Here is a 19,777-nt window from a genome sequence, read left to right as displayed (position 1 = left end):
GTATTATTTTTAAGCAATCCGATGTATTTTATTATGTATTTGATTTTTATTTAATTTAATAAAAATTTAATATACCGGCAAACAAAATGCCGTCTGAAAACCTTTCAGACGGCATTTTTAATATCGAATCAATCAGCCCAAATACCAGAATTTCAGTGCCCACAATACAGCAACAATCCATACCATAGGCGGAACGTCTTTGGTGCGGCGGCATAAAAGTTTAACCACGGCATAGCTGATGAAGCCGAAGGCGATGCCGTCTGCAATCGAATAGGTAAACGGCATGAAGACAATGGTCAGGAATGCGGGTGCGGCTTCCGTCATATCGTCCCAATCAATATCCCTCGCACTGCGGAGCATCTGCGTGCCGACATAAAGCAGGGCGGGCGCGGTGGCAAAAGCGGGAACACTTTTCGCCAAAGGTGAAAACATCAGGCAGGCGAGCATCAATACGCCGACGGTAACCGCCGTCAGGCCGGTCCGTCCGCCTGCCGATACGCCCGCCGCGCTTTCCACATAAGGCGTGGTGGAAGAAGTACCCAAAGCCGCACCTGCCACAATGGCGGTAGAGTCTGCAAGCAGTGCGCGTTTCAGGCGGGGCAGCTTACCGTCCACCAGCAGCCCGGCACGGTGGGATATGCCGACCAGCGTTCCGGTACTGTCGAACAGATCGACCAAGAAGAAGACGAAAATCACACTGACCATGCTGACGGTAAACAGGCCTTCAAAATCCATCTGCATAAAAGTCGGCGCAATGCTCGGTACTTCGCCGATGATGCCGTGAAATTCATTCAAACCCATCAGGCTGGCAATGACGGTAATCGTCAAAATGGTGATGATGATTGCGCCTTGAACGCGGAAATGTCCCAATACGACCACCATAGCAAAACCGAACAGTGCCAACAACGCGGACGGCTGATGAATATCGCCCAAACCGACCAAGGTTGCCGGATTGGCAACGATAATGCCTGCGCCTTTCAGGGAAATCAGTGCCAAAAACAAACCGATACCGGCAGCAATCGACATTTTCAAACCCATAGGCAGTGCGTTGACCAGCATTTCCCTGACTTTAAAAAAGCTGAACAGGATGAAAATCAGACCGGAGATGAACACCGCACCCAACGCAACCTGCCAAGGCACGCCCATACCCTTAACGACGGCAAAGGTGAAATAGGCATTCAGCCCCATCCCCGGTGCGAGTGCAATCGGATAGTTGCCGACAAAACCCATAACAAAACAGCCGATGGCAGACGCGATACAGGTAGCGACGAATACCGCCCCCATATCCATGCCGGTCTCGCCCAAAATCAGAGGGTTGACGATAACGATGTAGCACATCGTCAAAAAAGTTGTCAAACCCGCCATCAACTCGGTACGCACCGTCGTACCGTTTGCCTTCAGCTTAAAAATCCCGTCCAACAGTGTTTGTTTTGAAGTGTCCATATCTGAAAGTCTGTATCAAGTGGAAAAATCTGAATCCGCCGACCGCAAACCGTACGAAATTGCAACATCTTGAAAAACATACCTCCCAAACCGGACAAACCGATTCGGGAGGCAGCAGGTTTACGGGCAAACAGCACATTATTTGTCTGAATTGTGTTGACGACGCAAAATCGCAGGGATTTCAAAGTCGTCAAGTACGGACTGATTGTCGAAATCCGCAGCGGTAAGGTTCATCGTGCGGATACCGCGATTGGTGCGGATCATACCTTCGACATTATGGCTTTGCTCCTGTTTGGACGGGGCAACCGCTTCTACCTCCCTTGCCGGAACAAAATCGACCGCGCCTTTTTCTTTCAGACCGGTAGCGATAATGGTAATCCGGATGGCATCTTCGCTCATGGTCTCGTCTTCAGCCGCACCGAATTTGCATTCCAAATCGGGATGCGCGCTCTGGTTGACGATTTTCATGACTTCGGACAACTCGGACATTTTCAAGCAACCCGGAGCAGTCGTAATATTGACCAGCACACCGCGCGCTCCGTCCAAGGTTACATCGTCCAGCAGCGGACTGGAAATGGCCTGGTCGGTCGCCATACGCGCACGGTCGATACCTTGGGCATAACCCGAACCCATCATAGCGATACCGCGGTTGCTCATCACGGTTTTCACGTCGGCAAAGTCGAGGTTGATGATTTCGCTCGGGCAAGTTACCACTTCGGAAATGCCTGCGACCGCATCGCGCAATACATTGTCGGCGGCACGGAAGGCTTCGCGCATCGTTACGTCTTCACCCAATGCAGTCATCAGTTTGTCGTTCGGGATGATGATCAGCGAATCGACGTGTTCTTTCAACTGTTCCAACCCTGCCTGTGCGACATGGACGCGCTTACCTTCATATGCGAACGGTCGGGTAACCACGGCAACGGTCAGAATGCCCAAAGACTTGGCAATCTCAGCAACAACCGGCGCGGAACCGGTACCGGTACCGCCGCCCATACCGGTCGTGATAAACAGCATATTCGCACCGCGAATGGCTTCTTCAATGGCTTCCCGGTCTTCCTGGGCTGCCGCACGGCCGATATCGGGATTCGCGCCCGCGCCCAAACCGCGTGTCAGATTCGTACCCAACTGGATTCTCTTCGCCGCATGGTTTTTTGCCAGAGACTGCGCATCCGTATTGGCACTGATAAACTCCACACCGCGCACATTGTTGGCAACCATGTTATTGATTGCATTGCAACCGCCGCCGCCCAAGCCGATTACTTTAATCACCGCAGGGCTGACTGCCGATTCTGCCACGTCGTAAACAAATTCCATTCAAAAACTCCTGCTCGCCCCATTCAGAGGACGGTTTAAATAAATTATTATTCATTATATAAGAAGTATCTTGCTGCTGGCAAAATACTTCTCACCTGTCAAACGGCAATCCACCTGTTCAGAAGCTGTTTTCAATCCACCGTTTCAATCTTGCCAACAAACCGCCGCCCCCTTCCCTCTCTTGCACTGCACCGTTTTCCGGCTGCGGCAAGTTTCCTTCCAGCTTGCATGCTGCATGAAGCAGCCCGATGGCGGTAGAAAAGCGCGGTGTGCGGACGCGGTCGGACAAACCGCCCATTTCTTGGGGTGCACCGGTGCGTACAGGCAAATCGAAGATTTTTTCGGCAAATTCCACAATCCCGGTCATCATGGACACACCGCCGGTCAGAACGATACCCGCATTCAGCACTTCTTTGGGGAAACCCGATTTTTGCAGCTCGCCCAGCACTACGCCAAAAATCTCCTGAATCCGTGCACTGATGATTGCTGCCAGAACCTTACTGGAAACCTGACGCGATGTCCGGTCACCCACGCCCGGAACTTCAATCATCTCACCCAAGCCTTCCGTATCGCATGATGCCACGCCATAATGGATTTTAATGTACTCGGCGGCATCGAGAGGTGTTCTCAACGATTTGGACAAATCTTTGGTAATCAGATTACCACCGGCCGGAATGACGGACGTATGGCGGATGGCACCGTTCATATAAACGGCAATATCGGTCGTTCCGCCACCAATGTCGATGACGCATACGCCGAGGTCTTTTTCATCTTCAGTCAGCACCGCCTGCCCGCTTGCCAACGGCTGAAGCATGATCTGATCGCTTTTCAAACCGCACCGCTCGATACATTTTTGGACATTCTGCACTGCCGTACTTGCACCGGTAATGATGTGCACCCGCGTATCCAGACGCACACCGCTCATACCGATGGGCTCCCTCACGCCAAGTTGGGTGTCGATAATGTAGTCTTGAACCACGGCATCGAGAATTTTTTGATCGGGCGGGATATTGATTGCCTTTGCCGTTTCAATGGCGCGGTCGATGTCTGCCTGCGTGACTTCCCCGTCTTTAATTTTAACCACACCTTGCGAATTGAGACTGCGGATGTGGTTGCCTGCGATACCTGTGGTAACGTGGGTAATTTTGGTATCCGCCATCAGCTCGGCATCATTGACCGCCTGCCTGATGGCTTGGACGGTGGCATCGATATTGGTTACCATGCCCGCGCGCAAGCCCCGTGAAGGAGCCTGCCCCAAACCGACGATGTTGATTTTGTCGTCATCTTGAACTTCCCCGATCAGTGCGAGGACTTTAGACGTACCGATATCCAGTACGCTGATGTATCTTTGCTGCTGTTCCATTGTTCGTCTGCTCTTAAAACTGATTGAAATTTGCGTCGCACCGTTTCAGACGGCACGGCCGTAATCTGTCCGATACCTGTTCCCACTATTCTTCGGATTCTTTTTCGGGTAAACCGTCGGAAGCATAGCGGACTGAAAATCCGTCCTTATACCTCATATCCACATAGGATAACCGATTTTTATTTTTACGCAACAGATGCTGCCACGCTTCGGTAAAAAGCCGGAGGCGTTTCATCTCGTTTTCCCGTCCGAGCCTGACGGTGATGCCGTTGTCCAAAACGACAATCCACGCCGAACGTGCCGTATAGGTCATCTCTTTGATGCCCAAACCCTGTTTTGCCAAAACAGTCGAAAATTCGTCATAACGGCGGAGCATTTCGGCAGACGTTCCTTCCGCGCCTCTGAATACCGGCATTCCGGGTCTGTCCAAGCGGGCTTCAAAAACATTGCCTTCGCCGTCCACCAAGGCATGGTCGCCCCAACGCGCGACCGGCTTGCGCTCGGTCAGGACGACCTCAACCGTGTCGGGAAAACGGCGGCGCACCATGACCGACGCAATCCACGGATACCGGCGGTAGGCCTCCTGTGCGCCATTGATGTCCGTCCTCAAAATATTCCCATGGATGTATTCTTTCGCCAAACTGCCCAATGCCTTCTTATCGGAATAAACCAGGTTGCCCTTCAGCGACACCTGCTTGACGGGCAGATGATTCGAATTGTAAAACCAAACCAGCCCGGACGCAGCAAGCAGCATCGCCATCATGACAAGCAGCCAGCGCGTCAGCCGTTCCATCGCTTCGGCATTATCCCACATGTGCGGTCTTCAAAATTTCAATACATAAATCGGCAAAACCCACGCCCGTAACGGCAGCGGATTTCGGTACTAAACTATGGCTCGTCATACCGGGCAGGGTGTTGATTTCCAACAGATAGAGTTTGCCGTCGGTATCTTTGAGGAAATCGACGCGCACGCAGCCTTCCGCACCGATTGCCTGCGCGCCGCGAACCGCCAGTTCGCGCATCAGGCTTTCTTCGGCTTCGGTCAAATCTTCCGAAGGACATTGATAAATGGTGTCGTCGCGGTTGTACTTGGCTTCGTAGTCGTAAAACTCGGTTGCGGGAATGATGTGTATGCCGGGCAGCCCTTTGCCGTTCAGGACGGGGCAGGAATATTCGCCGCCGCCGATAAACCGTTCGGCAATGATTTCGCCCTGAAGGTGTTTCAATTCTTCGTAAACGCTTTTCAGACGGCCTTTTCCTTTGACTTTTACCACGCCTACGCTGCTGCCTTCGGCCGCCGGTTTCACAAACATCGGCAGGCCCAATTTTTCTTCGACGGCATCGAAATCAGTGTCGTCGTGCAGGACGGCGAACTCGGGAACGGGCAATCCCAATGCCTGCCAAATCAGTTTGCAGCGGTATTTGTCCATGCCGATGGCGGATGCGGCGACACCGCTGCCGGTATAGGGAATGCCCAACAGTTCCAATGCACCCTGAACCGCCCCGTCTTCGCCGTAAGTACCGTGAAGGATGTTGAATGCCGTCTGAAAACCTTGTGCCTTCAATTCAGACAATGGGGTTTCTTTAGGATCGAAGGCGTATGCGTCTATGCCTTTGCTTTTTAAAGCATTCAAAATGGCGGTGCCGCTGTCCAGCGAGATTTCTCGTTCGCTGGAAAAACCGCCCATCAATACGGCCACTTTGCCAAAATTCTGCATTGTTTTTGTTCTTTCCTGATTGCTTTATGCTTGTTGCCAGAGGTCGTCTGAAACCTGATTTGCGGTTTCAGACGACCTTTATATGATGTTCCGTCTGTCAGGCGGGTGTGCCTCAAATCTGTTTCGACAATTCCAGCAGCGCGGCGGGGACGCGGTTGATGCTTCCCGCGCCCATATTCAACACGATGTCGCCGTCCTGCAAAACGTTCAACAGCATTTCGGGCAGATCGGCAACGTTTTCGCAGTAAATCGGCTCGAGTTTGCCCAACACGCGGATGGCGCGGGCAAGAGCGCGGGAATCGGCGGCGGCAATCGGCTCTTCACCGGCGGCATAAACTTCGGTCAGCACCAGCGCGTCAACGGTATTGAGGACTTTGGTAAAGTCTTCAAACAAATCGCGCGTGCGGGTATAGCGGTGCGGCTGGAAGGCGAGTACCAAACGTTTTTCCGGATACGCGCCGCGTGCGGCGGAAAGGGTCGCCGCCATTTCGACGGGGTGGTGTCCGTAGTCGTCCACCAAGAGCGCGGTCCCGCCGTTTGGCAACTTGATGTCGCCGTATTTTTGGAAGCGGCGGCCGACGCCTTCAAAGCCGAGCAAGCCTTTTTGGATCGCTTCAACCGATGCGCCGACTTCCAGCGCCACGCCGATGGCTGCCAATGCGTTCAGCACGTTGTGTCTGCCGGGCATATTCAGCACGACTTCAAACGACCCCTGCTCATGTCCTTTCATTTGAACATGGACGGTGAATTTCATTTGCGCGCCGACGTTTTCGATGTCGGTGGCGTAGATGTCGGCGGTATCGTCCAAACCGTAAGTAGCATAAGGTTTGCTCACTTTGGGCAAAATCGCGCGGACGTGTTCGCTGTCAATACACAAAAAGGCTTTGCCGTAGAAGGGCATACGGTGGATGAAATCGATAAACGCCTGATGCAGTTTTTCGACGCTGTGCCCGTAGGTATCCATATGGTCTTCGTCGATATTGGTAACGACGGACATAATCGGTGTCAGGTGCAGAAAGGATGCATCCGACTCGTCGGCTTCGGCAACGATGTATTCGCCTTTGCCCAAGCGGGCGTTGGTGCCTGCGGCGTTGAGTTTGCCGCCGATAACGAAAGTCGGGTCAAGTCCTGCCGCGCCGAGGATGGAGGCGGTCAGGCTGGTGGTCGTGGTTTTGCCGTGCGTGCCGGCAATGGCGATGCCGTCACGGAAGCGCATCAACTCCGCCAACATCAGGGCGCGCGGAATAACGGGAATTTGCTGCTCCAACGCAGCGACAACTTCGGGATTTTCTTTTTTGACGGCGGTAGAGGTAACGACGACATCCGCACCGTTAACGTGTTCTGCGGTATGACCGAGATAAACTTGAATGCCCAGGCTGCTCAAATGCTCGGTAGCGGCATTTCGCGCCTGATCCGAACCGGAAACTTTAAAACCCAAATTGTGCAAGACTTCGGCGATGCCGCTCATGCCGACGCCGCCGATACCGACAAAATGGATGTTGGTCACTCGATTTTTCATCATAATGTTGCGTTCCGGTGGATTTCGATGCGTAAAGGCGTTATTTTAAAGGGCTGACCGTTTGCGCGCCATAGTTTTCTGACAAATATATAGCGGATTGAAATAAAAAACATCCATGCTGTCTGAACGGCTTTTCAGACGGCATGGTTCGGCAGTTTACGCCGCACACGCAATCGCGGCTTCGGCAACATCGTCCGCGCTGTGCGGCAATGCCAAAGTACGGGCGTTTTCTGCCCATTTGAGGCATTTTTCGCGGTTTAAGCCGCCGAGAATCTCGGCGAGTTTTTCCGCCGTCAACTGGGTTTGCGGCAACAGCAGTCCTGCTTCTGCCTGCACCATAAAACGCGCGTTGGCGGTTTGGTGATCGTCAACCGCGTGGGGGTACGGAACGAGCAACGCACCCAATCCCGCCGCCGCCAACTCGGCAATCGTCAGCGCGCCGGCACGGCAAATCACCAAATCGGCATCGCGGTAGGCGGACACCATATCGGTAATAAATTCCACGCATTCCGCTTGCACGCCCAGCGCGTCGTAATCCGCCTGCAAGCTGCCCTGCTTGCCCCGCCCCGATTGGTGGTACATCTGCGGACGCGCATTGTCGGGCAGCAAAGCCAATGCCTGCGGTACGGTTTTGTTCAAAACGTCCGCGCCCAAACTGCCGCCGACCACCAAAATTTTCAGACGGCCTTCGCGCCCTTGGAAGCGTTCGTCAGGCGCGGGCAGCCCGGCAATATCGGCGCGGACAGGGTTGCCGACCAAGCCGCCTTCGTGGCTGAACGCTTTCGGAAAAGCGTACAACACCCGCTTCGCCCAGCGCGACAGGTGGCGGTTGGACAAACCTGCCACGGCGTTTTGCTCGTGAATCACAATCGGCACGCCTAATAGCTTCGCCGCCAAACCGCCGGGGAAGGTAACGAAGCCGCCGAAGCCGATGACGCACTCGACACGGTGTTTGCGGATAATCCGCTGCGCTTCGCGGACGGTTTGATACAAAGTAAACGGCAGCATCAGTTTGCGTTTGATGCCGTTGCCGCGCACGCCTTTAATCGCCAGCGTTTCCAAGCGTATGCCGTATTGCGGCACGATACGCTCTTCCATCGAATCCTTGCTGCCCAGCCAAATCACATGATGGCCGCGCGCGCGCAACGAATCCGCCACCGCCAGCGCGGGGAAAATGTGTCCGCCCGTTCCGCCCGCCATCAGCATAAAGGTTTTACCGCCCATGATTTACTCCACCCGATAACCGCGCATTTTCCGGCGGTTTTCATAATCTATACGCAACAGCAGCATCATGCTGATCAGCATGAAAAAGACTGACGAACCGCCATAGGACATCAACGGCAGCGTCAGACCTTTGGTCGGCAAAGCACCGATGTTCACACCGATATTGAAGAAACTTTGGATACCGATCCAAATGCCGATACCCGAAGCGATATAGGCGTTGAAAGTCAAACCCAAATCGCGCGACTGCTTGCCGATGGAAAACGCCCGCACCACCAGCCAGCCGTAACAGAATATCAGCACGCACATACCGAAGAAACCGAATTCTTCGGCGATGATGGCAAAAATAAAATCGGTATGCGCTTCCGGCAGAAAGCCGCGTTTGCTCAAACTCGCACCCAAACCCATACCGAACCACTCTCCGCGCCCGATTGCCATCAGAGAGTGGGTAAGCTGGTAGCCGGCACCCTGAGGGTCTTTCCACGGGTCCAAAAATGCCACTACCCGCTGCACACGGTAGGGAGCGGCGGTAATCATCAGCACCATCCCGCCCAAGACGCTGCCTACCAGGACGAAAAAATATTTCCACGGCAATCCTGCCAAAAACAGCATTCCAACGGCAATGACGGTAATGACGACAAACGAACCGAAATCCGGCTGTACCATTATCAGCACCAAACCGAACGCCACCAGCATAATCGGCAGGATGATCGCCCGGAAACGGCCGTACATTTCTAATGTTTCACGACGTGCCTGCGGATTGGTGGCGGACATGATCAGATTGGCCGTCCCCCGCCAAATCGACTGCCAACCCAAACTTTCCATGCTGCGCAACACTTCTTCACGGCGCGTGAACAGGCTTGCCAAATAAAGGATGACCGCCAGCTTGAACAGCTCGGTCGGCTGGAAATTCAACGGACCCAAAGGTATCCAACGGGTCGCGCCATTGATTTCGCGCCCGGCAATCAATACGACTACCAGCAACAGGCCGGATAAGGCAAAAATCCACGGCACAAGCCGCCGCCATGTCCTCATCCTGCAAAGAAACCATAAAAAACCGCTCGCTATCAAGCCGGCAACGACGAACCCCGCCTGTCTGGTCAAATAGAAAAACTGATCGCCGCCTTCTTTTGATGCCAAATACACAGAAGCCGAATAAATCATCAGCAGGCTGAACGCCGTCATCAGCACCACCATCCACAAAAGCGGCGCGTCGAATTTCCTGCCGTCGCGCACAATCGGCCTGTCGAGCAGCAGAGTGTGGACACCGTCGCCCACCTTTACCAATATGTCCGAAATCTTCAAAAAAACCACCTGTCATTCTGTTTGCATCTGCCGCAAAGGGCAAAAATTTCAGACGGCAGATAATGCCGTCCGAACATGCGATACATCCCCAATCAATATTCTAAATCTTTACTTGCCGCCCAACAATGACGGCGTTTGCATTTCAGACGGCATCACAAAGCCTTAAACGCTTCGATAAACACTTCCGAACGGTGCGCGTAGCCTTTAAACATATCGAAACTCGCGCAGGCGGGGCTGAGCAGCACGATATCGCCCGCTTCGGCTTGCGAATATGCCGTCTGAACGGCTTCTTCCAAAGTGGCGCAGTCGGTCATATTCAGACCGCAGCCATCCAAATCGCGGCGGATTTGCGGCGCATCGACACCGATCAGGAACACGCCTTTTGCCTTACCGGCAAGCGCGTCGCGCAGGGGCGTGAAGTCCTGCCCTTTGCCCATACCGCCCAAAATCACGAAGAGCGGATTTTGCAAACCGGCAATCGCGGCGGCAGTCGCGCCGACGTTCGTGCCTTTGCTGTCGTCGATGAACACCACGCCGTTTTTCTCGCCGATTTTTTCCACGCGGTGCGGCAGGCCTTGGAAGGTTTTGACGTGTTCGAGCAATGCTTCGCGCGGCAAACCGATAGCCTCACACAAAGCCACGGCAGCCATAATATTGGCGGCATTGTGCAAGCCTTGTAACGGAATGTCTTGTGTGGCAATCAAATCTTCATTGCCTTGTTTCAGAGTGCGAAGCCCGCCCGTGGTGCTGCCTTCCTTATCCAACCAAAAATCGGCTTTATGTTCCAAGGAAAACCATTTCACCTCGCGCCCGGCGCGCTTCATCGCACGACAGAACGCATCGTCCGCATTCAAAACCTGCACGCCATCGCCACGGAAAATCTTGGCTTTGGTATGCGCGTAGTCGAGCAAGTCGTCGTAGCGGTCGAGATGGTCTTCGGAAATGTTCAGCACCGTCGCCGCAGTCGGGCACAGGCTTTCGGTGTTTTCCAGTTGGAAGCTGGAAAGCTCCAACACCCACACGTCCGCCTTTTTGCCTTCACGCTGCCATTCCGCCTCCAAAACCGGCGTGCCGATATTGCCCGCGATGACGGTATCCAGCCCGCACTTGATGCAAAGATAGCCGACCAGGCTCGTTACCGTGGTTTTGCCGTTGCTGCCCGTAATCGCAATCACCTTGTCGCCCCGGCGGTTCACAATGTCCGCCAGCAATTCGATGTCGCCCAACACGCGCCCGCCGTTTCGCTTAAAGGCCTCAATATCCGGCTGCCGCTCGCTGATGCCGGGACTAAGCGCCAGAATATCGAAACCATTATCCAGCGCATCTTTCAGACGGCCTGTATAAAACACCAGCCCGTCAAACATCTTACCGATTTGCGACACGCATTCCGGCTTCAGCTCCGCATCATAAGCGGCAACCTCCGCGCCGTTTTTGCGCAAGTAGGCAATCATGGAAATACCCGTGCCGCCAAGTCCGGCGACGAGGATTTTTTTGTTTTGGAAAGTCATTTTGGTTTGTCCTAAAACAAATCATATTGGGCAGGAAGATGTCTGCTCCTGCTCAAGCCGCTTTCAGACGGCATTGCGAGCTGTTCAATAACCCGCCTTCAGGCGTTGGTCATTGTTGCAGCCGTCTTGGTTTCCGTTTTGACACGCCTTGCCAAGCCATTCTTGAGCGAGCACAAGGTCTTGGCGCACGCCGCGTCCTTTGTAATACATTGCGCCCAAATTGTATTGGGCTGCTGCATTTCCCTGCTCTGCCGCCTGCAAGTTTTCCCGAAAATCCGATACGTCATCCGCCCACACCGCTTGGTTCAAGCCCAAGGCAATCAGGGCGGCGGCAAGCCATTTGACTGTCTGTTTCATGGTTTTACTTCTGTTTTAGTATAAGGCGGGTTTCAGCCGCCGTTAACGATAGGGCTGGGCGGATTGTCGCCGCAGGTTTATTGCGCGTTCAAATGCCGTCTGAAAGATGTTCAGACGGCATAGGTTCAGCGGATTTTGAGGGTACTCAAACCAATCAACACCAAGACGATGGTAATAATCCAAAAGCGGACGACGACTTGGGTTTCTTTCCAGCCTTTTTGTTCGTAGTGGTGATGGATGGGCGCCATCAGGAAGATGCGTTTTTTGGTTTTCTTATACCAGCCGACCTGAAGCATAACGGATACGGCTTCTACGACAAATAATCCGCCCATAATGACGAGGACAAACTCTTGGCGGACGATGACGGCGACGGTACCGAGCGCGGCACCCAATGCCAATGCGCCGACATCGCCCATAAAGACTTGCGCGGGATAGGCGTTAAACCACAAGAAACCGAGGCACGCGCCGCACATGGCGGTGCAGAATATAGCGACTTCGTTCGCGCCGACGACATAGGGAAGCTGGAGGTATTGGGAAAATTGGTAGTGTCCGCTGACGTAGGCGAAAATGGCGAGGCCGGCGGCAACGAGGACGACGGGGAAGGTCGCAAGGCCGTCCAAGCCGTCGGTGAGGTTGACGGCGTTGGATGTGCCGACGATGGTCAGGTAGGACAACACCAAAAAGCCGACCACGCCCAGCGGCAGGGCGATTTGTTTGAAGAACGGGACAATCAAAATATTGTTGGCGGAATTGGCGGCAAGGTAAAACAATGCCAAACCGGCGATAATGGCAACGCTTGACTGCCACACCATTTTGAATTTGGCGGACACGCCGTTGGGGTCTTTATAGACGACTTTGCGCCAGTCGTCGTAAAAACCGAGTGCGCCCGTGGCGAGCAATACGCCCAAGAGAATCCAGATATACGGGTTTGCCCAGTTGCCCCACAACAGGGTGGACACGGTAATGGCGGTCAGAATCAGCGAACCGCCCATCGTCGGCGTGCCGTTTTTGACGAGGTGGGTTTGCGGGCCGTCGGTACGCACTGCCTGCCCGCATTTGAGCGCGGTCAGCCTGCGTATCGTCCACGGGCCGAACATCAGGGAAAACGCCAAGGCGGTCAACGCCGCCATGACGGCGCGGAATGTGGTGTATTGAAAAATATTCAGACCGGTTAACCAGTTGCTGAAATGTGCGAGCCATAAAAACATGGGGCTTCCTTTTTTGTTTTGTCGTTATAGTGGATTAACAAAAACCAGTACGGCGTTGCCTCGCCTTAGCTCAAAGAGAACGATTCTCTAAAGTACTGAAGCACCCGTACTATCTGTACTGTCTGCGGCTTCGGTCGCCTTGTCCTGATTTTTGTTAATCCACTATACATCGGGCTTGCGCCCGTTTGAGGTTGGCTTGCCGCCCGGCAAGGTTTCGGACGGCTTTTGCAGATTAACGTGCAGGGACTTTCTCAATCACGCAAATCGGGTAACTCCCCGGATTTTTGCCGCCACCCAAGTCTAAACATAAATCTTCATAAAGATACGCCTGCGTCTGCATTCCGGCATAAAACGCGCCGACCAGCGCGGCAATCAACAATAAGGCTTTAAAAAAACGTCGGCTTTTCATTTTCACTTATCCTCCAATGCCTCGACCACTTCTTCCATCTGCATAAAGCGCGAACCTTTCACCAACACGGTGGCGCGTTCGGGCAAATCGTGGCTCAACACTTGAATCAACGGGTCTTTGGCGGCGAACCACAAACCGTCCGCGCCAAATTTTTCCGCCGCTTCGACGCTGTTGTCGCCGACAAAATAAGCCGCTTCGATGCCTTGGTCGCGGGCGTACGCGCCGACTTCGGCGTGCATGGCGGCGGCTTCGTCCTCGCCCAGTTCGCCCATATCGCCCATTACGAAAATACGCGGCGCAGGCATACGCGCCAACACGTCAATCGCGGCTTTCATGCTGTCGGGGTTCGCATTATAAGTATCGTCAATCAGGGTTGCGCCTTTGATGCCGGATTTGACGTTCAGACGGCCTTTGATGTTGCTGAAGCCTTCCAAACCTTCCGCCACATCGCTCAAACTCAAACCTGCAGCCAAAGACAGCGCGGCGGCGGCGGCGGCGTTGTGGACATTGTGGCGGCCGGGAACGGGCAGAACCACGGCTGCGCACTCGTTGCCGCACACCAAATCAAATTCGCACGACAACGGTTTCAGCACGATATTTTCCGCGTGGACATCGCCGCTATCGACGCCGAAAGTGCGCGTATTCAAATTAAGCGTTGCCGTTTTGAAGACAGCCATATTGGCATCTTCTTGAGGAATCAGCGCCATGCCGTCTGAACATAAGCCTTGATAAATCTCGCTTTTCGCTTTGGCAATATCGCCCACTCCGTCGAAACCGCAGCCGACATGGGCACGCAGGGCGTTGTTAACCAAGGCGGCATCAGGTTTGGCGATTTGCGTCAAAACCGCCAGTTCGCCAAAATGATTCATACCCATTTCAATCACGGCATAGCGGTGTTTTTCGTTTAATTTCAACAAAGTAAACGGCAATCCGATGTGGTTGTTGAAGTTGCCTGCCGTCGCCAAAACGGCATTATCGCCGAAACGGCGGCGCAATACCGCAGCCAACATTTCCTTCACCGTCGTCTTGCCGCCCGAGCCGGTAATACCGAACACAAACGGGTTCACATTCTCGCGCCACGCCTTCGCCAACATTTGCAACGCGGTAAGCGTGTCATCGACTTTCAACGCGCCATCCATTGCAACGCAATCTTCGCGCGAAACCACAACCGCCGCCGCACCAGCAGCCAATACGTCTTCAACAAAATCATGCGCATCAAACCGCCCGCCCGCCAATGCGAAAAACACATCGCCCGCGCGGATGTCGCGGCTGTCGGTTACGATGCGCGACACGGGTTTGCTTTCAGACGGCATCGGAAGCTTGAGGGCTTGGCAGATGAAATTTAGGTCCAGTGGTTTCATATTTACTTTCGTTAATATTCGGGCGGCGGACACATCGGTAGCGGCTGATTTTTTTATCGCCTGTTTTGCTGTGGTAAAACACAGATTATTTTCCCATTCTCATTCGGCATTTTTTCTGTACGTATCATTTTTTAGACGTATTTTTAGTCGATTTGCCTTTTCCCGCATACCACGGCGCGGGGTCGTCGGGCAGTCCGTCGATAAAGGCAAGGTTATTGCCTTCGCCCTGCACATCGGGAACATTCCCCCAAAAATCATAGCCGTCATCGGGCAACTCGTCGGTTTCGATACCCGTCCAACTGCCGAATCCGCGTAAAAAATTAAACGCGCTGCGCCTCACTTTAATCATTTCGCGCCGCGTATCATCGGACGAAATTTTAACCAGCGGCACGCCGTAGCTTTGACGCTTCCACGCACCATGTGTCAACGTTCGCTCGCCGCCTTTACCGACATGCATCAAACCGTGGTCGGAAAAGTAAACCAAAGACCAGCTTTCTTTATTTTCATTCAATATCTTAACTGTATCTTCTAAAAATTTATCGGTTTGCGCGATGGTGGAAACATAGCAGGATATTTTTTCAGTTTGATACTGAAACCGCCGCGCATCCTTATCCAAACGTGTGCAAAAATCACTGTGCGAACCCATCAGGTGCATCACAATCAGCCGAGGCTTCGTGCCTGCATTTCCTATCAAAACCCGTTTGAACGCCGGCAACAAAAGGCGGTCGCTCAACCCCGCGCTTTTGCCATAATCACCCCTTTGGGTAAACCACGGATAATCGCTGCGTAGGGCATAGGTGGAAATTTCGTTGGCAAAATGCCCCAACATTCCTTGATTAGACAGCCACGCCGTCCGAAAACCCGCCTGCTTCGCCAAGCTGACGATGTTATTGTTCGGTTCTCCCGGCAGCCCCAAAGTCTGCGGCAGCGAAAGATTCGTCGCGTGGGCGGTCGATTGGTAACCGTTTATCAACAGCCCTTTGGTCTGACTCAAAAAAGGCGTATCGGGCAATGGGAAACCGTAAACATTCATATAATCCGAACGCGCGCTCTCACCGATAACCACAACATAATTTTTATACTTGGGCGCAACATGACGGATATGCCATGTTGACGCTTTTTTTGCTGCTTCCAAAATGTGGGCGCGCTTGGCGGCATATTGTGCCGGCGCGGAAGCCAAATCGTAATACAGGTCGAAAATATTCAACAACAGGCCGGCATCAGGTTCTCGCAAATCTTTATCGCTGGCGATTTTATCCATCACCGCGCAGGACAAAATCAAAGTCAATAATATAGTCAGCCATATTTTGCTGCGGCGTTTATAGTTTTTTACGTCAGCAAATACCCCCCCCGATACACAATATCTCCAAACTGTCAAGCCAAAAATGAAAAATAATGCCTGCACAAAATAAAGCGACCCGGGAAGATTGCCGACAAATTCACGCGCCTCGGCAGGATTGCTTTCCAATATCGAACCGACTATCTGATAAGACGGCGCACCATACAGCCAGCCGACCGGCAAATATAGGGCGGTTGTGCCGACGTAAATCAGTAAAACAACTGAAGAAACGCGCGGGAAACCGCGTGCCAATAATAATAAAAATACAACCGAAGCCAAAGCACCCACGGCAGAATAACGGTAGCCGTATTCATATTCCAAGTGATAACCTGATGCGATGGCCGCGCCAAAACAAAAGGCTAAAAGCGCGCAAATGCCCAATGTATTTTTTAATGTCTGATCCATATTTTTTATTCGGGCGGATTGTTTCATACGATGCCGTCCGAATATCCCATTATTTACGAGTTAACAAAGCCTGTCCGACGATTTCAAGATCGGAAAAACGGTGCTTCACGCCTTGTACATCCTGATAGTTTTCATGCCCTTTGCCGGCAATCAGGATGATGTCGTTTGCGGCGGCTTGTTCAACCGCATAACGGATGGCGGCGGCACGGTCGGCTTCGACGCATTCGGGCGCGGGAACGGCAGGCAGGATGTCGTTGATGATGTCGTGCGGATTTTCCAAACGCGGATTGTCGCTGGTGACGACGACTTTATCCGCGCCCTGTACGGCTGCCGCGCCCATCAGCGGGCGTTTGCCGCGATCGCGGTTGCCGCCGCAACCGAATACGCACCACAAAGCCGCACCCTGCGGTTTGATTTCCTGCAAGGTGGCGAGTGCTTTTTCCAATGCGTCGGGCGTATGGGCATAATCGACAACGACCAAAGGTTTGCCGCTGTTCATGATGCAGTCCATGCGCCCTGAAGCGGGACGGATTTTTGCCAGCACATCCAATACATTATCAAGCGGATAGCCGTTGGCGCACAGCAAGGCGATGCAGGCGGCGAGGTTTTGCGCGTTGAACCGTCCGAGCAGGCGCGTGCGGCATTTCCCTTCGCCCCACGGGGTTTGGAATACGGCTGCTATGCCGTCTGAAGAGGCGGTAAAGTCGGTAATGCGGATGTCGGCGTGTTCGCTGAAGCCGTAGCTGTAAACGGCCAAATCGGGACAGTCTTTTTTCAGACGACCTACGAGTTCCGCGCCGTATTCGTCATCTACATTGATAACGGCGTGTTTCAAGCCATGCCAGTAAAACAGGCGCGACTTGATGGCGCCATAGGCTTCCATCGTGCCGTGGTAGTCGAGGTGGTCGCGGGTGAGGTTGGTAAAGATTGCGCTGCGGAATGACACGCCGTTGACGCGCGACTGGTCAAGCCCGTGGCTGGAGACTTCCATCGCGGCGGCTGTTGCGCCTTGTTGACGGAAACGGTAGAGCAGGGTTTGGACATCGACGGGGGCGGGTGTGGTATGCGTGGTTTCTTCCAATGCACCCCAAAAGCCGTTGCCGACCGTGCCGACAATGGCGGTTTTTTCGCCCAACAAATCGGCAGCTTGCGCCAGCCATTGCGTGATGGAGGTTTTGCCGTTGGTTCCGGTTACGCCCCAGAATTTGAGACCGTCTGAAACGTTGCCGTAAACTTGCGCCGCCAATATGCCGGCACGGTGTTTCAAATCTTTGATGCCTTGATTGGGGACTTTCCATTCGGGATTCCACGCAAATTTGCCGTCGTCGTCCCAAAAAACAAAAGCCGCGCCGTTGGCAACGGCGGCGGGGATATAACTGCGTCCGTCGGCATATTCGCCCGGACAGGCAACGAAAATATCGCCTTGTTTGATTTGGCGGCTGTCTGAATGCAACAAACGCCCTGCCGCGTTTGCACACGACAGGGTCGGGATGCCGGTTTCAGCCAAAGGGGTTAACTTGCTGAACATAAAACAATCTCGTTGATACTCGGATTAAGACGGTGTTTTGACGGCTGCGGCGGTCAGGGGCTTGGTCGGAGAAATGCCCAAGATGTTCAGGCTGCCGCCCATAATTTTTTTGAAGGGCGGCCCTGCCACTACGCCGCCGTAATAACCGTGGGCAGTCGGTTCGTCAATGGTTACCGCCACAATCACACGGGGGTTTTTGGCGGGGGCAAAACCGATAAAGGTAGCGATGTGTTTGTTGTCGGCATAACGCCCGTTGACGAACTTGCGCGCCGTGCCGGTTTTCGCGCCGACATCGAAACCGTCCACCGCACCCGCCGTACCGGTGCCGCCCGGCTCGGTTACGGAAACCATCAGATTGCGTACCTCGCGCGCGGTCGATTCTTTGAATATGCGTTTGCCTTGCGGCGCAACCGCCTGTTTTTCAAAGCTGACCGGCAGTAAAACGCCGTCGTGCGTCAGTGCGGTATAGGCGCGCGCCAATTGCAGCAGGCTCAATTGCAGGCCGTAACCGAAAGACATCGTCGCCTGTTCGATAGGCCGCCACCTGCGCCAATTTCTCAACAAACCTGCAGTTTCGCCCGGAAAGCCCGAGTGCATACGCACACCGATGCCCAACTCATGATAGAAGTCATACATTTCTTCGGCACCGAAACGCGCAGACAGTTTGCTTGTGCCGACGTTGGACGATTTCTGCATGATGCCGCGCACATCCAAAGAGGGGTAAACATGGGTATCGCGCACGGGAGACGGTCCGATTTTATAAGGCTGCGTATTCAGCCGTTCGTTCAAATCGGTTTTGCCCGCATCCAATGCTTTCGCAATCACAAACGGTTTGATTGCCGAACCGGGTTCGATCATATCGGTTACGGCACGGTTGCGCCGCTGTTCGCTGTCTGCCCGGCCGGGCCTGTTGGGATCGTAGGCGGGCGTATTGGCCAAGGCGAGGATTTCCCCCGTGCGGGCATCCAAAACCACCACCGTTCCGGCTTTTGCCTGATGGTATTCGACCGCCTTGTTCAACTCTTCATAGGCCAAGGTCTGAATCCTCTGATCGAGGGAAAGGATGATGTCTTTGCCGTTTTTCGGGGCTTTATTGCGCGGGGAGTCCAAGCTGTCCACAATATTGCCCTGCCGGTCCCGCAAAACGACTTCCGCGCCGTCTTCGCCATGCAGGCTGTCTTCAAGCGAAAGTTCCAAACCTTCCTGACCTTTGCCGTCAATATCGGTAAATCCGATGACGTGTGCAAACAGGTTGCCCATCGGGTAATGGCGTTTTAATTCTTTTTCAAATACAAAGTTTTCCAAACCCAAGGCTTTGACCTCTTCGGCAACCTTGGGATCGAGCTGCCGCTTAATCCAGATAAACGACTTGCCTTTCTGTTCGAGCTTGTTCCTCAAAACATCAACCGGCACATCGACAAGCTCGGACAGGCGTTCCAATTGTGCGGCAGACGGCATTTCCTTCATCTCTTTAGGCACGGCAAACAGGGACTCCGTCGGCGCACTCAACGCCAAAACCGCACCGTTCCGGTCCGAAACCGTACCGCGTGTAGCCGGCAATGTTTGAGTCCGCACAATCCGGTTGTCGCCCTGTTCTTTCAAAAAGTTATACGTTACCGTCTGCAGATACAGTCCGCGAGCAATCAGACCGGCAAACAAGACCGCTATTGCCATCAGGACGAAGCTGATCCGTCCGTTACTGGTCATCGGCTTTTTGACCTGCTCTTCTTTGGGCAGCATCCGAGGCTTATATTCGCTCTTAATCAACATTTTTAC

The 19,777-nt window shown here is 53.5% G+C and carries 16 protein-coding genes; all 16 read right to left on the bottom strand.

All coding sequences use genetic code 11. The annotated features are described in order from the left end of the window. Positions 1–132 precede the first annotated feature (132 nt). Positions 133–1,443, bottom strand: a complete 1,311-nt coding sequence (locus HMPREF2959_RS02525; protein ID WP_002212503.1) for an NCS2 family permease — start codon at positions 1,441–1,443, stop codon at positions 133–135. A 138-nt stretch (positions 1,444–1,581) separates the two neighbouring features. Further along, positions 1,582–2,760, bottom strand: a complete 1,179-nt coding sequence (gene ftsZ, locus HMPREF2959_RS02520) for a cell division protein FtsZ (RefSeq protein WP_002212501.1) — start codon at positions 2,758–2,760, stop codon at positions 1,582–1,584. A gap of 118 nt (positions 2,761–2,878) precedes the next feature. Then, on the bottom strand, positions 2,879–4,123 hold the full coding sequence (ftsA, locus tag HMPREF2959_RS02515) for a cell division protein FtsA (RefSeq protein WP_002216537.1): 1,245 nt from the start codon (positions 4,121–4,123) through the stop codon (positions 2,879–2,881). A gap of 85 nt (positions 4,124–4,208) precedes the next feature. After that, positions 4,209–4,937 (bottom strand): cell division protein FtsQ/DivIB, encoded by a 729-nt coding sequence (locus HMPREF2959_RS02510; RefSeq protein WP_002218801.1) that lies wholly within the window; start codon positions 4,935–4,937, stop codon positions 4,209–4,211. Beyond that, complete coding sequence (locus HMPREF2959_RS02505; protein ID WP_002223420.1) at positions 4,927–5,841, bottom strand: D-alanine--D-alanine ligase; 915 nt, start codon at positions 5,839–5,841, stop codon at positions 4,927–4,929. Before HMPREF2959_RS02505 ends, HMPREF2959_RS02510 begins: the two co-directional genes overlap by 11 nt. A 112-nt stretch (positions 5,842–5,953) precedes the next feature. Further along, positions 5,954–7,363 (bottom strand): UDP-N-acetylmuramate--L-alanine ligase, encoded by a 1,410-nt coding sequence (gene murC / locus HMPREF2959_RS02500; RefSeq protein ID WP_002261557.1) that lies wholly within the window; start codon positions 7,361–7,363, stop codon positions 5,954–5,956. Between the two features lie 153 nt (positions 7,364–7,516). Next, positions 7,517–8,584, bottom strand: a complete 1,068-nt coding sequence (gene murG / locus HMPREF2959_RS02495) for an undecaprenyldiphospho-muramoylpentapeptide beta-N-acetylglucosaminyltransferase (protein ID WP_070696346.1) — start codon at positions 8,582–8,584, stop codon at positions 7,517–7,519. 3 nt (positions 8,585–8,587) lie between these two features. Next, positions 8,588–9,859, bottom strand: coding sequence for an FtsW/RodA/SpoVE family cell cycle protein (locus HMPREF2959_RS02490; RefSeq protein ID WP_002216528.1), 1,272 nt, complete (start codon positions 9,857–9,859; stop codon positions 8,588–8,590). A gap of 179 nt (positions 9,860–10,038) precedes the next feature. Beyond that, complete coding sequence (gene murD / locus HMPREF2959_RS02485; RefSeq protein WP_002241120.1) at positions 10,039–11,394, bottom strand: UDP-N-acetylmuramoyl-L-alanine--D-glutamate ligase; 1,356 nt, start codon at positions 11,392–11,394, stop codon at positions 10,039–10,041. A gap of 84 nt (positions 11,395–11,478) precedes the next feature. Further along, positions 11,479–11,751 (bottom strand): tetratricopeptide repeat protein, encoded by a 273-nt coding sequence (locus tag HMPREF2959_RS02480; protein WP_002241119.1) that lies wholly within the window; start codon positions 11,749–11,751, stop codon positions 11,479–11,481. A 125-nt stretch (positions 11,752–11,876) separates the two neighbouring features. Beyond that, positions 11,877–12,959 (bottom strand): phospho-N-acetylmuramoyl-pentapeptide-transferase, encoded by a 1,083-nt coding sequence (gene mraY / locus HMPREF2959_RS02475; protein WP_070696343.1) that lies wholly within the window; start codon positions 12,957–12,959, stop codon positions 11,877–11,879. 232 nt (positions 12,960–13,191) lie between these two features. Further along, positions 13,192–13,368 carry a hypothetical protein gene (locus tag HMPREF2959_RS02470; protein ID WP_002220367.1) on the bottom strand — a complete coding sequence of 59 codons (177 nt, stop codon included), beginning with the start codon at positions 13,366–13,368 and terminating at the stop codon, positions 13,192–13,194. Between the two features lie 2 nt (positions 13,369–13,370). Then, a complete protein-coding gene (murF, locus tag HMPREF2959_RS02465; RefSeq protein WP_002241118.1) occupies positions 13,371–14,729 on the bottom strand; it encodes a UDP-N-acetylmuramoyl-tripeptide--D-alanyl-D-alanine ligase in 1,359 nt (452 codons plus the stop codon). A gap of 124 nt (positions 14,730–14,853) precedes the next feature. Next, a complete protein-coding gene (locus HMPREF2959_RS02460; RefSeq protein ID WP_002220365.1) occupies positions 14,854–16,500 on the bottom strand; it encodes a phosphoethanolamine transferase family protein in 1,647 nt (548 codons plus the stop codon). Positions 16,501–16,522: 22 nt separating this feature from the next. Continuing rightward, the gene (locus tag HMPREF2959_RS02455) at positions 16,523–18,001 is read right to left on the bottom strand and encodes a UDP-N-acetylmuramoyl-L-alanyl-D-glutamate--2,6-diaminopimelate ligase (RefSeq protein ID WP_014581794.1); all 1,479 of its coding nucleotides are present in this window, start codon (positions 17,999–18,001) and stop codon (positions 16,523–16,525) included. A gap of 24 nt (positions 18,002–18,025) precedes the next feature. After that, positions 18,026–19,771 carry a peptidoglycan D,D-transpeptidase PBP2 gene (locus tag HMPREF2959_RS02450; RefSeq protein ID WP_002218783.1) on the bottom strand — a complete coding sequence of 582 codons (1,746 nt, stop codon included), beginning with the start codon at positions 19,769–19,771 and terminating at the stop codon, positions 18,026–18,028. Between the last annotated feature and the right edge of the window lie 6 nt (positions 19,772–19,777).

This window comes from Neisseria sp. HMSC070F02 (assembly GCF_001814225.1).
Lineage (GTDB): Bacteria > Pseudomonadota > Gammaproteobacteria > Burkholderiales > Neisseriaceae > Neisseria > Neisseria meningitidis.
The sequence above is the reverse complement of the archived record's forward strand: the minus strand, read 5'-3'. Positions and strand labels throughout refer to the sequence as shown.

Coding starts and splice junctions, on each gene's coding strand:
- HMPREF2959_RS02525 (WP_002212503.1), bottom strand. CDS start 1,443: ATGGACACTTCAAAACAAACACTGTTGGACGGGATTTTTAAGCTGAAG.
- ftsZ (WP_002212501.1), bottom strand. CDS start 2,760: ATGGAATTTGTTTACGACGTGGCAGAATCGGCAGTCAGCCCTGCGGTG.
- ftsA (WP_002216537.1), bottom strand. CDS start 4,123: ATGGAACAGCAGCAAAGATACATCAGCGTACTGGATATCGGTACGTCT.
- HMPREF2959_RS02510 (WP_002218801.1), bottom strand. CDS start 4,937: ATGTGGGATAATGCCGAAGCGATGGAACGGCTGACGCGCTGGCTGCTT.
- HMPREF2959_RS02505 (WP_002223420.1), bottom strand. CDS start 5,841: ATGCAGAATTTTGGCAAAGTGGCCGTATTGATGGGCGGTTTTTCCAGC.
- murC (WP_002261557.1), bottom strand. CDS start 7,363: ATGATGAAAAATCGAGTGACCAACATCCATTTTGTCGGTATCGGCGGC.
- murG (WP_070696346.1), bottom strand. CDS start 8,584: ATGGGCGGTAAAACCTTTATGCTGATGGCGGGCGGAACGGGCGGACAC.
- murD (WP_002241120.1), bottom strand. CDS start 11,394: ATGACTTTCCAAAACAAAAAAATCCTCGTCGCCGGACTTGGCGGCACG.
- HMPREF2959_RS02480 (WP_002241119.1), bottom strand. CDS start 11,751: ATGAAACAGACAGTCAAATGGCTTGCCGCCGCCCTGATTGCCTTGGGC.
- mraY (WP_070696343.1), bottom strand. CDS start 12,959: ATGTTTTTATGGCTCGCACATTTCAGCAACTGGTTAACCGGTCTGAAT.
- HMPREF2959_RS02470 (WP_002220367.1), bottom strand. CDS start 13,368: ATGAAAAGCCGACGTTTTTTTAAAGCCTTATTGTTGATTGCCGCGCTG.
- murF (WP_002241118.1), bottom strand. CDS start 14,729: ATGAAACCACTGGACCTAAATTTCATCTGCCAAGCCCTCAAGCTTCCG.
- HMPREF2959_RS02460 (WP_002220365.1), bottom strand. CDS start 16,500: ATGAAACAATCCGCCCGAATAAAAAATATGGATCAGACATTAAAAAAT.
- HMPREF2959_RS02455 (WP_014581794.1), bottom strand. CDS start 18,001: ATGTTCAGCAAGTTAACCCCTTTGGCTGAAACCGGCATCCCGACCCTG.
- HMPREF2959_RS02450 (WP_002218783.1), bottom strand. CDS start 19,771: ATGTTGATTAAGAGCGAATATAAGCCTCGGATGCTGCCCAAAGAAGAG.